Annotated in this window: 12 protein-coding genes; 10 read left to right on the plus strand and 2 right to left on the minus strand. The window is 71.4% G+C overall.

The window, feature by feature from the left end; genetic code table 11:
- Positions 1-21: 21 nt before the first annotated feature.
- The 3 genes from ACLJOK_RS27315 (at position 22) to ACLJOK_RS27325 (ending at position 2966) form a co-directional block, all read left to right on the plus strand.
- Positions 22-693, plus strand: coding sequence for a transcriptional regulator (locus ACLJOK_RS27315; protein ID WP_410821411.1), 672 nt, complete (start codon positions 22-24; stop codon positions 691-693).
- An 84-nt stretch (positions 694-777) separates the two neighbouring features.
- Positions 778-2346 (plus strand): MFS transporter, encoded by a 1569-nt coding sequence (locus ACLJOK_RS27320; RefSeq protein WP_410821412.1) that lies wholly within the window; start codon positions 778-780, stop codon positions 2344-2346.
- Positions 2347-2357: 11 nt separating this feature from the next.
- Positions 2358-2966, plus strand: coding sequence for a TetR/AcrR family transcriptional regulator (locus tag ACLJOK_RS27325; RefSeq protein WP_145795537.1), 609 nt, complete (start codon positions 2358-2360; stop codon positions 2964-2966).
- Between the two features lie 72 nt (positions 2967-3038).
- On the opposite strand, the gene ACLJOK_RS27330 is transcribed toward ACLJOK_RS27325, so the two are convergent.
- Together ACLJOK_RS27330 and ACLJOK_RS27335 are read right to left on the minus strand one after the other, a co-directional pair.
- Entirely contained in the window at positions 3039-4958 is a 1920-nt protein-coding gene (locus ACLJOK_RS27330) for a helix-turn-helix domain-containing protein (protein WP_410821413.1), read from the minus strand.
- Positions 4959-4972: 14 nt separating this feature from the next.
- The gene (locus ACLJOK_RS27335) at positions 4973-5755 is read right to left on the minus strand and encodes a 3-hydroxybutyrate dehydrogenase (protein ID WP_091401815.1); all 783 of its coding nucleotides are present in this window, start codon (positions 5753-5755) and stop codon (positions 4973-4975) included.
- Positions 5756-6327: 572 nt separating this feature from the next.
- Between ACLJOK_RS27335 and ruvC the strand changes: the two genes are divergently transcribed.
- From ruvC to ACLJOK_RS27370, 7 genes are all read left to right on the plus strand, one after another.
- Positions 6328-6855 (plus strand): crossover junction endodeoxyribonuclease RuvC, encoded by a 528-nt coding sequence (ruvC, locus tag ACLJOK_RS27340; protein ID WP_112584546.1) that lies wholly within the window; start codon positions 6328-6330, stop codon positions 6853-6855.
- A complete protein-coding gene (gene ruvA / locus ACLJOK_RS27345) occupies positions 6852-7454 on the plus strand; it encodes a Holliday junction branch migration protein RuvA (RefSeq protein ID WP_091401818.1) in 603 nt (200 codons plus the stop codon). The genes ruvC and ruvA overlap by 4 nt, the downstream gene beginning before the upstream one ends.
- Positions 7455-7470: 16 nt before the next feature.
- Positions 7471-8538 (plus strand): Holliday junction branch migration DNA helicase RuvB, encoded by a 1068-nt coding sequence (ruvB, locus tag ACLJOK_RS27350; protein ID WP_410821414.1) that lies wholly within the window; start codon positions 7471-7473, stop codon positions 8536-8538.
- A gap of 122 nt (positions 8539-8660) precedes the next feature.
- Positions 8661-9017, plus strand: coding sequence for a preprotein translocase subunit YajC (yajC, locus tag ACLJOK_RS27355; protein ID WP_410821415.1), 357 nt, complete (start codon positions 8661-8663; stop codon positions 9015-9017).
- A gap of 278 nt (positions 9018-9295) precedes the next feature.
- Complete coding sequence (gene secD, locus ACLJOK_RS27360) at positions 9296-11200, plus strand: protein translocase subunit SecD (RefSeq protein ID WP_410821416.1); 1905 nt, start codon at positions 9296-9298, stop codon at positions 11198-11200.
- Between the two features lies 1 nt (position 11201).
- Entirely contained in the window at positions 11202-12401 is a 1200-nt protein-coding gene (secF, locus tag ACLJOK_RS27365; RefSeq protein WP_410821417.1) for a protein translocase subunit SecF, read from the plus strand.
- A gap of 78 nt (positions 12402-12479) precedes the next feature.
- Positions 12480-13046, plus strand: coding sequence for an adenine phosphoribosyltransferase (locus ACLJOK_RS27370; protein ID WP_410821418.1), 567 nt, complete (start codon positions 12480-12482; stop codon positions 13044-13046).
- The last annotated feature ends 192 nt before the right edge of the window (positions 13047-13238 follow it).

Here is a 13238-nt window from a genome sequence, read left to right on the forward strand (position 1 = left end):
GTCTACCCGGGGGTACGTCTGGTGCTGACCGAACCGATGCCGGCGGATGCCGTGGAGATCGCGCACAAGCAGGTTTCGCTGGCGGCCGAGGACCTGGACGCCAACGGCGTCGCCTCGGTGCTGCTGGAGCTGGTCGAGGCGTGGGGCGTGCCGGCGGTCTGGGAGCAGGTCTGCCGTCCGCTGCTGGCCCAGCTGTCCGGGCGTACCGCCGCCGAGATCGTCGTCGAGCACGCCCTCTTCGAGGGCATCCGGGTCGGGTTGGACGCGTACCGCCGGGAGCCGGGCCGGTCACTGCCCACCGGCGGGGTGCTGCTGGCCGGCGCCGAGAGGGAGGCGCACAGCCTGGGTCTGCTCGCGCTGGCCGCCGCGCTGCGCGAGCAGGGTCGCGGCTGTCTGAACCTCGGCCCCGCGCTGCCCTGGTCCGCGCTCACCAGCGCGGTGTACCGGGCGCGCCCGCGCACCGTCGTGATCTGGTCGCAGACGCCGCTCACCGGCCGCGCCTACCGCCTGGTGCGCTTCGCTCGGGACTTTCCGCTCCTTCGGGTGTACGGCGCGGGGCCGGGCTGGATCGAGCCGCTCCGCCGTCCGGCGGTCCGTCTCGGCACGTTGACGGAGGCCGTCAACGCCTGCCTGGCGGTCGTGCCGGAGCGTGATGCCCACCACATACGATACGGATCGGTGCCGTATCGTTAATACGCGTCGTAGGCTGACCCGCGTTACGAGTCTGACCCGTATCGTATTTCGTCGCGGGTGATCAGCGTAAGGGGAAAGCAAGGCATGGAGCTGCACAACAACACCGGACACCCGAGGCGGTGGGCGATCCTGGGGGTGCTGGTGATCAGCCTCCTCGTGGTCGTCCTCGACAACACGATCCTCAACGTCGCCCTGCGCACCCTGGCCGACCCGGTACACGGCCTCGGCGCCAGCCAGGGCGAGTTGGAGTGGTCCATCAACTCCTACACCCTCGTCTTCGCCGGGCTGCTGTTCACCTTCGGGGTGCTCGGCGACCGCGCCGGCCGCAAGCGCTTCCTGATGATCGGTCTGGTGCTGTTCGGCCTGGCGTCGCTGCTCTCCGCGTACGCCCAGAGCCCCGGACAGCTCATCGCGGCCCGCGCCCTGATGGGGGTCGGCGGCGCGGCCATCATGCCGGTGACGCTGTCGATCATCTCCAACGTCTTCGACCCGCGCGAGCGTGGTCGGGCCATCGGTGTCTGGGCCGGCGCTGTCGGTCTCGCCGTGGCGATCGGTCCGATCCTCGGCGGCGCGCTGCTGGAGCACTTCTGGTGGGGCTCGGTCTTCCTGATCAACGTGCCGGTGGTCGCCGCGGGCGTGGTCCTGGTGGCGCTGCTGGTCCCCGAGTCGCGTGACCCGCGGCCCGGCCGGATCGACGTGCTCGGCGTGCTGCTCTCCGTGGTCGGTTTGGTCGCCCTCTCCTACGGCATCATCGACGGCGGCGAGCACGGCTTCGACCGCCCGCTGGCCTGGGGTTCGATCCTGGTCGGCATCGCGGTGCTGGGCTGGTTCGTGCAGCACGAGCGGCGCAGCGACCACCCGTCACTGGACGTCCGACTGTTCAAGGTGCCCCGGTTCGCCGCGCCGGTCGCCATCGTCGGCCTGGTGTTCTTCGCCGCGATGGGCTCGATGTTCTTCGGCTCGTTCTACCTGCAACTCGTACGCGACTACAGCCCGTTGCAGACCGGTCTGCTCTTCCTGCCCTTCGCCGGCGCCCAGCTGGTCTTCGCGCCGCGCAGCGCCGCGATGGTCCGCCGTTACGGCGGTAAGGCCGTCGCCACCGTCGGGTTGGCGCTGACAGTGGTGTCACTCGGCGCGTTCGTCTTCATCGGCGCGTCCACCCCGATCTGGATCGTGCTGCTCGTCTTCCTGATCCAGGGCGCCGGAATGGCAAACATCATGCCGCCGGCCACCGAGTCGATCATGTCGGCGCTGCCCCGGGAGAAGGCCGGGGTGGGCTCCGCGGTCAGCAACACCATCCGCCAGGTGGCCGGCGCGCTCGGCGTGGCCATCCTCGGCTCGGTGCTCTCCGCCGTCTACCGCAGCGACATCGGCGACGCGCTGACCGGTCTGCCCACCCAGGCCCAGGACGCGGCCAACGAGTCGATCTCCGGGGCGTACGCGGCGGCGGGCCAGCTCGGCCCCGCGGCGCCGGCGCTGATCTCGGCGGCCAACGACGCCTTCGTCACCGCCATGCACTGGGCGGCCGGGCTCTCCGCGGTCATCGCCGCACTCGGGATCATCGTGGTGCTGCGCTGGATGCCAGGCAAGGAGGACGTGAGCGTCGCCCCGGCGGCGCCGGTCGCCGAGCCTGAGCTGGCCGGCACGGCATAGGTTCGGGGAGAATGGCGGACATGACGTCCACTGCCGATGCTCCGCGGTCGCCCGGGCGACCGCGGAGCATCCGCGCCGACGAGGCGATCATCGAGGCCACCCTCGACCTGCTCGCCGAGGGCAGCACCATCGAGGCGCTCTCGATCGAGGCGATCGCCACCCGCGCCGGGGTCGGCAAGGCCACCATCTACCGCCGCTGGGCCGGCAAGGACGCGTTGCTGCTGGACGCGCTGCGCCGCCTCAAGGGCGTCCTGGCGCAGCCCGCGGGCCACTCCGTCCGCGACGACCTGGTGCTGCTGGTCGGCGCGATCGGCAAGAACGTCGACCCGCGAGCGGCCAAGATCATGCCCTGCCTGGCGCCCGCCGTGAACCGCAGCGCCGACCAGTTCCAGCTCTACCAGAACATCATCTCGCCGAGGCGACAGCTGATGCGCGAGGTGCTGCGGCGCGGCATCGACGAGGGGGTGCTGCGCGCTGACATCGACGTCGAGGTGACGATGGCGCTGCTCACCGGGCCGATGCTGATCCAGCGGGTGCTCCAGTGGAACCCGGACCTGGACGAGCAGTCCCTGCCCGAACGGGTCGTCGACGCCGTGCTGGAGGGCATCCAGGCCCGCTGACACCAGCGCTCGGTCGGCGGCGTTCGTGCCTGCTGGTGTCGGGCGGCGTTCGTGCCCGCCGGCCGGCGTCGGTCAGCCGGCCGGTGCGCGCAGTCGGTGCAGGCGCAGCGCGAGCTGCACCTCCAGCGCCCGCTCGGGTCGCTGCCAGTCGACGCCGAGCAACTGCCCGACCCGCTCCAACCGCTGGGTCACCGTGTTGACGTGCACGTGCAGTTGCTCGGCGGCCCGGGCCAGGCTGCCACCCACCCCGAAGTACGCCTCCAGCGTCTTCACCAGAGCCGTGCCGCGCCGCGCGTCGTAGTCGAGCACCGGCCCGACGGTGGCGCTGAGGAACTCGGTCACGTCCTTCTCGCCCCGGTCACCGACAGTGCCCAGCAACAACCCGACGAAGCCCAACTCCACGGTGCTCGCACCCTGCCCGGCGCGGCCCAGCGCGCCCAGCGCCGTCAGGCACCGGTCCGCCTCCTGGAACGTCCCGGCCAACGCCGCCGGCGTGTTCGACGGGCCACTCGCCCCGGCGGTCACCGGTCGACCGGTCACCCGGGACAGGTCCCGGGCCACCGCGCGGGCGCTGCCGCCCGCGTCCAACCCCGGCAGCATCAGCACCACCCGGCCGTCGCGCGCCGCGGCCAGTCCGCCGCGCGCCGAGGCGTACGTGGTGGCCCAGGAGAGCACCCGCTGCCGCGCCGAGCCGGTCGCGGCGATCGCATCGTCGCCCACCGCCACCAGCACGTGCGGCGCGTCCAGGTCCACCCCGAGCCGACGGGCCCGACTGCGCAGCGCGTCGGTGTCGCGCAGCGGGCGGGCGATCAGGTCGTCCAGCAACTCGCCACGCACCCGCCCCTCCGCCTCAGCGACCGTCCGGCGGAACAACAGCAACAGTGCGGTCACCAACGCGGCCCGCTCAAGGATGCGCTGGTCGGCGTCGACCAACTCGTCGTCCGGGCGCAGCACCAGGGCGCCCAGGTTCTCCGCGCCGGCCACCACCGCCGCGTACCAGAGTGGACCCCGGCGTACGCTGCGCCCCTCGGTCCGGGACGCTGCCACCGCCTCGACGATGTCCGCGCGGTCCGGCTCCTCGATCTCACCCACCCGGGCCAGCAGGCGGCCCTCGGCGTCCAGCGCCAGCAGCGCGCCGCCCAGCACCTCGGTCACCGCCGCCGCCACGTCCTCCACGCCGCCGCCGCGCAGCACCAGTGCAGTCATCCGGTCGTGTGCCGCAGCGGCCCGCTCCACCGAGCTGCTGTGCGCCCGGATGGTGGTGTTCGCCGACGACAACTCGGCCAACGCCGAACGGGTCTCGGTCAGCAGCCGGGCGGTGTCGATCGCCACCGCGGCGTGCGCGGCCAGCGACACCAGCAGCGCCACCTCCTCCCGGACGAACGGACGGGCCGAACGGTTGGCCGCGTAGAGCACCCCGATCGAGGTCGAGCCGAGCCGCAGCGGCACCCCCAGGATCGCCACCAGCCCCTCCTCGCCCACCCCGGCGTCGATCTCGCCGGTGTGGTGGAAGCGCGCGTCCTCGCCGTAGTTCGCGGTGACGTACGGGGCGCCGGACTGGGCCACCAGGCCACCGAGACCGGCGCCCATCGGCAGGCGCAACCGCTGGAAACGGGCCGAGACCGACCCGTCGGTCACCCGCATGTACGTGTCGCCACGTTCGTCGTCGTTGAGCGTCATGTACGCCACGTCCGCGCCCAGCAGGTGACGGGCCCGGTGCACGATCGCCCGCAACACGTCGTCCAGGTCGCGCAGCCCGGCCAGGTCGCTGACAGTGTCGTACAGGCCGGACAGCTCGCTCTCCCGACGGCGCCGGCGCTCCAGCAGCGCGCGGACCCGCAACGCCACCGACTTGGCCTGCTCCAGCTCGGCCAGCCGGTCCGGCGGCAGCCCGGCGGCCCGCGCGGCCACCAGCGGTCCCTCGAACTCGACCGCCGCGGCCTCTCGGGCGAGCAGCTCCAGGAACTCCACCGGCGAAGACATGGTCGACATTGTGCTCAGCCCCACTAGTTGGCCGTCCAGCCCCCGTCGAGGGCGATCGACGCCCCGGTGATGAACGCCGCCGGCGGCGAGCAGAGGTACGCCAGCAGCTCGGCCACCTCCTCCGGCTCGATCAACCGTTTGATCGCGGCCCGGGCCAGCATGATCTTCTCGATCACCTCGGTCTCGTCGATGCCGTGACTGGCCGCCTGGTCGGCGATCTGGCTCTCCACCAGGGCGGTACGCACGTACGCCGGGTTGATGCAGTTGGCGGTGACGCCGTGCGCGGCGCCCTCCAACGCGACCACCTTCGACAGCCCTTCCAGAGCGTGCTTGGCCGAGACGTAGGCCGCCTTGTACGGCGAGGCGCGCAACCCGTGCACCGAGGAGATGTTGACGATCCGTCCCCAACCCCGGGCGTACATGTGCGGCAGCGCCCGGCGGATCAGCAGGAACGGCGCCTCCACCATCACCCGCTGGATGTACTCGAACCGCTCCACCGGAAAGTCCTGCAACGGCGCGACGTGCTGGAGCCCGGCGTTGTTCACCACGATGTCCACGTCCACGTCGAGTGAATCCACCGCCGCGGCGTCGGACAGGTCCACGCCCTCGGCCCGGCCACCGGCCTCGGCGGCCACCGCCTTGGCCGCCTCCAGGTTGCGGTCCACCACGAGCACCTTGGCGCCGGCCGCGCCCAGCCGCAGGGCACACGCCCGCCCGATACCGCCGCCGCCCCCGGTGACCAGGGCGGTCCGACCGGAGAGGTCGACCTGTACGACGTGGGGGACCACCACGGGTTCTGCCGTCATGGCGCAAGAAGTTACGAGCTGTGTGCTCCCCGGCACATGGGCCAGCGACACATACTCCGTACCAAAGCTGTGTGGCCCCACCCGCCCCTGCCGTCCGTTCCCACCCCGCCGCCGCCCCCTTCCACCCGCGCCTCGTGCCGCACCTGCCGCGCCTGCCGCCCCTGCCGCGTCTCGCGCCGCAAGATCGCGCAGCATCCTGGATGTAGTGGCATCCCGGCTCGTCGTGGCCACTACGACCTGGATCGAGCGTGACCTTGACGGCGGCGGGCGCCCCGAAGGCCGCTCCCGGTCGGTCGGCACGGGTGTTCGTCGTCAAGATCCGCGCAATATCAGGGATGTTGCTGTCTCTCGCGGGTCGGAGGCAGCAACATCCGCGAAGTTGCGCAGATCTTGGGGCGCGGGGCGCGGGGCGCGGGGCGCGGGGTGCGGGGTGCGGGGTGCGGGGGTGTGGGGGTGTGGGGTGCGGGGTGCGGGGGTGTGGGGTGCGGAGGGCGTGTCCCGTGGGGCTGGTGGGAAGGGCGCCGGTTAGGGTGTCGAACACACGTACTGCTGACGGCTGGGGAGGGGGCGGCGTGCGCGTGCTCGGTGTGGACCCGGGGTTGACCCGGTGTGGGGTGGGCGTGGTCGAGGGTGTGCCCGGCCGGCCCTGCACCCTGGTCGCCTACTACGTGGTCTACACCGACCCGGCCGACGACCTGGCGCTGCGCCTGCTGCACCTGGACCGGTCGCTGAACAAGCTGGTCGCCGAGCATCAACCGGAGAGCGTCGCCGTCGAGCGGGTGTTCAGCCAGCACAACGTTCGTACCGTGATGGGCACCGCGCAGGCCAGTGGCATCGCCGTGCTGGCCGGGGCGCGGGCCGGGCTGCCGGTGCAGACGTACACCCCGAGTGAGGTGAAGGCGGCCGTGACCGGGTCCGGTCAGGCCGACAAGGCGCAGATGACCGCGATGGTGACCCGGTTGTTGCGGCTGGCCGAGCCGCCGAAGCCGGCGGATGCCGCCGACGCGCTGGCCCTGGCCATCTGCCACGTGTGGCGCGGCGGTACCCGCTCCAAGCTGGCCGCCGCGGCCGACCGGGCACGACGAGGAGGAGCACGATGATCGCCAGCGTGCGCGGCACGGTGACCGCGACCGGTCCGGACCAGGCGGTGATCGAGGTCGGTGGGGTCGGGCTCGCCGTGCACTGCGCCCCGGGGACCCTCGCGGAGCTGCGGGTCGGCCAGGTCGCCCGGCTCGCCACCAGCCTGATCGTGCGGGAAGATTCGCTGACTCTCTACGGCTTCGCCGACGACGACGCCAAGTCGCTGTTCGAGCTGCTCCAGACCGCCAGTGGGGTCGGCCCGCGACTGGCCCAGGCGGTGCTGGCGGTGCACACCCCGGACGCGGTTCGCAAGGCGATCGCCAACGCCGACACGGCCGCCCTGACCCGCGTACCCGGGATTGGCAAGAAGGGTGCGGAACGTCTGGTGCTGGAGCTGCGGGACCGGATCGGCCCGGTGCCGATCGGTGCCGACGGGGTGGCCGGTGTGACCCGCGGCAGCTGGCCCGACCAGGTCCGCCAGGCGCTGGTGGGGCTGGGCTGGACGGCCGGTCAGGCCGATCAGGCGGTGGCCGCGGTGGCGGAGTCGATCGAGGGTGAGACGCCGCCGGTGCCGGTCCTGCTCAAGCAGGCCATCCGACTGCTGGGCCGCACCCGATGACCGCCCGGATCGCACGATGAGCGAGACCGAGGGGCTCGTCTCGGCGTACGTCAGCGACGCCGACCGGGACGCGGAGGCCACGGTACGGCCGAGGCGGCTGGCCGAGTTCATCGCACAGGACCGGGTACGCGACCAGCTCGACCTGTTGTTGCAGGGCGCCATGCGGCGGGGGTCACCGCCGGATCACATCCTGCTCTCCGGTCCACCCGGGTTGGGCAAGACGAGTCTTGCCAACATCGTCGCCGCCGAGCTGGGCGCGGGTATTCGGGTGACCAGCGGCCCGGCGATCGAGCGTTCCGGGGATCTGGCGGCGATCCTGACCAGCCTCGGCGAGGGCGACGTGCTCTTCATCGACGAGATCCATCGGATCGCGCGGCCGGCCGAGGAGCTGCTGTACAGCGCGATGGAGGACTTCCGGGTCGACGTGGTGGTGGGTAAGGGGCCGGGGGCGACGGCGATCCCGCTGGACGTCGAGCCGTTCACCCTGGTCGGCGCGACGACGCGTTCGGGCCTGTTGACCGGGCCGATGCGGGACCGGTTCGGCTTTGTCGCGCACCTCGACTTCTACGCGCCGGCGGATCTGGAGACGCTGCTGCACCGTTCGGCGCGGATCCTGGGGGTGCCGATCACCCCGGAGGGCGCGACCGAGATCGCCGGTCGGTCGCGGGGCACGCCGCGGATCGCGAACCGACTGCTGCGCCGGGTCCGCGACTACGCCGAGGTCCGGGCGAACGGGGTGGTCGATCTCGACACCGCCCGCGCGGCCCTGATCGTGTACGACGTGGATGCGCTGGGCCTGGACCGGCTGGACCGCGCCGTGTTGACCGCGTTGGTCGAGTCGTTCCGGGGCGGCCCGGTCGGGTTGTCCACCCTCGCCGTGGCGGTGGGGGAGCAGCCGGACACGGTCGAGGAGGTCTGCGAGCCGTTCCTGGTGCGGGCGGGGCTGTTGGCCCGTACGCCCAGGGGTCGGGTGGCGACCGAGGCCGCCTGGCGGCATCTGGGGCGCACGCCACCGAATGGTACATTTGGCATGGATAGTCCACCTGTGCCCGACTTGTTCTCCTTGGATGTCGATCAGCCGTGATGTGAACGTGATCTGTGCCGCATTCGGCGTTCTCAGGTGCAGGGTTTAGACTTCGCCGCGGTCTGTACAGGACGTGAGAATCCGCCTCCGCTCCGGCACCCACGGTGCCGGGCAGGTGGCCAATGGGAAGGTCAGTAACCGTGCATTTGGCAGCAGCGGGTGGCGGGGCCGGCGGTTTCACGCCGATCCTGATGATCGCCCTGCTCTTTGGCGTCATGTATTTCATGATGATCCGGCCCCAGCAGAAGCGCCGCAAAGAGGCGGAGTCGATGCAGTCCAATCTCGGCCCCGGCGACGAGGTCGTGACCATCGGTGGGCTCTACGGCACTGTCACCGGCATCGAGGACGACACCGTCCTGATCGAGGTCGCCCCGGGCGTGCAGACCCGCTACGCCCGCCCGGCCATCGCGCGGGTGGTCACCCGCGCGGAGCTGCCGAGCGAGCCGGTCACCGAGGACGCGGACACCGCCAAGGACTGACCCTCCCCCCGGGAGCGGCGAGTCCGGCGTACGGCCGGTCGGTCGGCTTCCGGGTTGTCGCGCCCCGACGGGGCAGCGGACGAGACGTGAAAACTGGATAGTTGGGTCGACGCCGGGCGTCGGCACGTTCCCGTGACCGTCGGCGTTCCGCGCCGGGGGTGCCTGGTCCTCGTGTCGACATTCCGTCGGCTCAAGGCAGACCCCGTCGGGCGGGACCCCCGGCCCGACACCGCCGCCGCTGCGACAGCGGCGCGACCGTACAGGGAGACAGGACAGCCGTGGCACCACCTCAGGGACAGATGCGCCCCGGGCGGCAGCTCGCCGTGCTCGGGTTCATCTTCGTGGTCCTCTATCTTTTGGTGTTCTTCGCCGGCGCCAGCGGCAGCTGGAAGGACCGGCTCGAGCCCAAGCTCGGCCTGGATCTCATCGGCGGCACGCGGGTGACGCTCGAGGCGACCAACAGCGTCGACGGCAAGCCCCCGACGGCGGAGAACCTCGAGGAGGCCCGCGAGATCATCGAGAGTCGGGTCAACGCGTTCGGCGTGGCCGAGGCCGAGGTGGTCACCGAGGGCAACCGCAACATCGTCATCTCCCTGCCCGGTGAAAACCGGAACCTCGACGACGTCGGCGAGGCGGCTGAGCTGCGCTTCCGCAAGGTGCTCAAGGCTGCCTCCGGCAGCGGGGTGGCCGAGGCGCCGCCCGCCGCCACGCCGGCTCCGTCCGGTAGCGCCGCCCCGACCGGCGCCGCGACCCCGACCCCGGCGGGCAGCGCCTCGCCGAAGGTGACCTCGTCGCCCAGCGGCGGTCAGGGCGGAATGGCCCCGGCGTCGCCCAGCGCCACGCCGACTCCCTCCGCGTCCGCCACGGCCTCGCCGAGCGCCGCCGCGCCCAGCGCCAGCGCCGAGCCGGTGCCGGCCAGCGTCGAGCAGCAGCGCAAGGCTGTCGAGCAGAAGGTCGGCGCCGCCGCGTGGCAGGCCGCCAACGGGTTGCAGGCCCCGGCCGATCTGACCGCCGACCCGTCGCTGGCCGAGAAGCTCAAGCCGTTCGGCACGCTGTCTCCGCAGGAGGTCGCGGTGCTGCCGGCGCAGATGCAGTTCAACGTGCCGACGATCGGCTGCGCGCAGCTCGACCAGCGCCCCCCGGCGTCGATCTCCGACGCGAAGCAGCAGGTGGTCTCCTGCGAGGACGGCGCGTCCAAGTACCTGCTCGACCAGGCCAAGGTGCTGGGCACCGACGTGTCCGACGCCGACGCGGTGCTCGACCAGACCAACGCCTGGGTGGTCAGCCTGGACTTCACCGGCGACGGCCAGGGCAAGTGGACCTCGCTGACCCGTGAGGCGTTCAACAACGAGGGCCAGGCCTGCGACGCGACCGCGCTGGGTCAGGACGGCAAGTGCCGGGTGGCCGTCGTGCTGGACAACAAGATCGTCTCCTCCCCGGAGATCCAGGCCGTGCTGACCGGCAACTCCCAGATCACCGGCACCTTCACCCAGAAGGACGCCAGCACCCTCGCCGGCCAGCTCCGCTACGGCGCGCTGCCGGTGACCTTCGAGCAGCAGGAGGCGCAGAACGTCACCGCCACGCTGGGTGCCAGCCACCTGCGCGCCGGTCTGCTCGCGGCCGGTATCGGCATGCTGCTGGTCATCATCTACGCGTTCTTCTACTACCGGCTGCTCGGCTCGGTGATCTTCCTGAGCCTCATCCTCTCCGCGCTGCTGGTCTTCGGCGCGCTGGTGGTGCTCGGCCGGCAGATCGGCTTCACGCTCACCCTCGCCGGCATCGCCGGAATGATCGTCTCGCTCGGTGTGGCGGCGGACTCGTTCGTCATCTACTTCGAACGACTGAAAGACGAGATCCGGGAGGGGCGCAGCCCGCGTAGCGCGGTGCCCCGCGCCTGGATCCGGGCCCGTCGGACGATCATCTCGGCCAACGCGATCACCCTGCTCTCCGCTGTGGTGCTCTACGTGGTCTCGGTCGGCACGGTCAAGGGCTTCGCGTTCGCGCTCGGTCTGGCCACAGTGCTGGACCTGGTGGTGGTCTTCCTCTTCCGCCACCCGATCATGACGATGTTCGCCCGGACGCAGGCGTTCCTGTCCCCGCGGGTCAGCGGTCTGGGCCGGGCACTGCCGGCCCGCAACCAGCCGACTCAGCAGCCCCGCAACCCGCGCGCCAAGGAGGCCTGAGATGGCTGAAAACGGTCTGGCGAGCCGCCTCTACAACGGCGAAGCCGGTCTCAACATCGTCGGCCGGCGCAAGCTCTGGTTCGGCGTCGCCGGGATCCTGGTCCTGATCGCGATCCTCAGCTTCTCGATCCGTGGGTTCAGCCTGGGCATCGAGTTCGCCGGCGGCAACTCGTTCCAGGTGCCGGCCAGCGTCGGCACCCTGGACGACGCCGAGCGGGAGGTCAACTCGGCCCTCGCCGCCGAGAACACCGGCGTCACGGTGGCCACCACGCAGAAGGTCGGCGGCACGGGCGGCGACTCCTACGAGCTGCGCACGCCGCAGCTCACCGCCGAGCAGGCCACCGCGGTCAAGGGTCAGATCGCCGAGGACCTCGGCATCAGCGTCGACCAGATCAGCGACAACCAGGTCAGTGAGGCCTGGGGCAGCCAGGTGACCGAGCGGGCCGTGCTCGGTCTGGTCATCTTCATCGCGCTGGTGATGGTCTACCTGATCCTGCGCTTCGAGTGGCGGATGGCAGTGGCCGCGGTCGCCTCGCTGATCACCAACCTGATCCTCACCGCCGGCATCTACTCGCTGGTCGGCTTCGAGGTCACCCCGTCGACGATCATCGGCTTCCTCACCATTCTGGGCTTCGCGCTCTACGACGTGGTGGTGGTCTTCGACAAGGTCCAGGAGAACACCCGGGGCATCACCGCCAACAACAACCAGACGTATGCCGAGGCGTCCAACCTGGCCATCAACCAGAGCCTGATGCGGTCGTTGAACACCTCGGTGGTCGCCCTGCTGCCGGTCGGCGGTCTGCTCTTCATCGGTGCCGGCCTGCTCGGCGCCGGTACGCTGAAGGACCTCGGTCTGGTGCTGTTCGTCGGTATGGCGGTGGCGTTCCTGACCTCCATCCTGGTGGCCACCCCGCTGCTGGCGCTGCTGAAGAACTACGACCCGCGGATCCAGGCGCACAACAAGCGCATTCTGACCCGGCGGGGCGGGGTCGCCCGCGGCGAGGTCACCGGTAAGGGTGCTGCCGGGAGCCCGGCAGCCCAGGCCGACGCGACCGACGAGCCGGTCGACCAGGACGCCGCAGCGCTGGCCGGTGCCGCCCCCAAGGTGGGCGCTCGGCCGGCGGGCAAGCGGCCGACCGGTGCCCGGGGCGGTCGCCCGGGTGGCGGCGGCAACCGGCCGGGTGGCGCCAAGCGGCGCTGACCCGACAGGAAACACCCGAGCGGCGTCCGGCATGCTGTTGCCGGACGCCGTTCGTCGTTGAAGGAGAGCGAAACAGCCGTGACGGAGACCCACAGCGCCGCAGCACACGGGGACAGTGGCCCGGAGGTCGCCCGACTGGTCGCCAGTCGAGTGCTGGACGTGCCCGACTTTCCCAAGCCCGGCGTCATGTTCAAGGACCTGATGCCACTGTTCGCCGACGGCAGGGTCTTCCGTGAGGTGATCGACGGGATCGTCGCGTACCACGGGCGGGACGCCTTCGACGTCGTGGTCGGCATCGAGGCGCGCGGGTTCGTCGTCGCGGCGGCCATCGCGTACGCGACCGGGGTGGGCGTCGTGCCGGTGCGCAAGGCCGGCAAGCTGCCACGCCCGGCGCACTCGGTCTCCTACGAGTTGGAGTACGGCGAGGCCACCCTCGAAGTGCACGAGGATGCCTTCACCGCCGGGCACCGGGTGCTGGTGGTCGACGACGTGTTGGCGACTGGTGGCACCGCCGAGGCGACGCTGGACCTGGTCGAGCGGGCCGGCGGCACCGTCAGCGGCTTCACAGTGCTGCTGGAGCTCGGCTTCCTGGGTGGGCGTGAGCGACTGGCGCCGCGTCCCGTCCACGCCCTGCTGACCGTTTGAACCGGTCGATACGCCGCTGACCGTTTGATCCCGGACCCGTCGGGTGCACCCGGCGCCGACCGTCCGGCGGAGCGGCAGGGGGCCGTCCGTGCGGGTAGCATTGCCCTTTGCTGACGCCGGCGGTATCCCGTCCGGCGAGCGAGACCAGGTCGGCCGATCTTCGGCCGGCGTGTTTCCGGCGAGCGGTGAGGA

The organism is Micromonospora sp. 050-3 (assembly GCF_046549335.1).
Taxonomy (GTDB): domain Bacteria; phylum Actinomycetota; class Actinomycetes; order Mycobacteriales; family Micromonosporaceae; genus Micromonospora; species Micromonospora trifolii.

Bases quoted from the DNA above. Each gene is read 5' to 3' on its own strand.
- secF (WP_410821417.1), top strand. From the start codon at position 11,202: ATGGCTGAAAACGGTCTGGCGAGCCGCCTCTACAACGGCGAAGCCGGT.
- ACLJOK_RS27330 (WP_410821413.1), bottom strand. From the start codon at position 4,958: ATGTCGACCATGTCTTCGCCGGTGGAGTTCCTGGAGCTGCTCGCCCGA.
- yajC (WP_410821415.1), top strand. From the start codon at position 8,661: ATGGGAAGGTCAGTAACCGTGCATTTGGCAGCAGCGGGTGGCGGGGCC.
- ACLJOK_RS27325 (WP_145795537.1), top strand. From the start codon at position 2,358: ATGGCGGACATGACGTCCACTGCCGATGCTCCGCGGTCGCCCGGGCGA.
- ruvA (WP_091401818.1), top strand. From the start codon at position 6,852: ATGATCGCCAGCGTGCGCGGCACGGTGACCGCGACCGGTCCGGACCAG.
- ACLJOK_RS27320 (WP_410821412.1), top strand. From the start codon at position 778: ATGGAGCTGCACAACAACACCGGACACCCGAGGCGGTGGGCGATCCTG.
- ruvB (WP_410821414.1), top strand. From the start codon at position 7,471: ATGAGCGAGACCGAGGGGCTCGTCTCGGCGTACGTCAGCGACGCCGAC.
- ACLJOK_RS27335 (WP_091401815.1), bottom strand. From the start codon at position 5,755: ATGACGGCAGAACCCGTGGTGGTCCCCCACGTCGTACAGGTCGACCTC.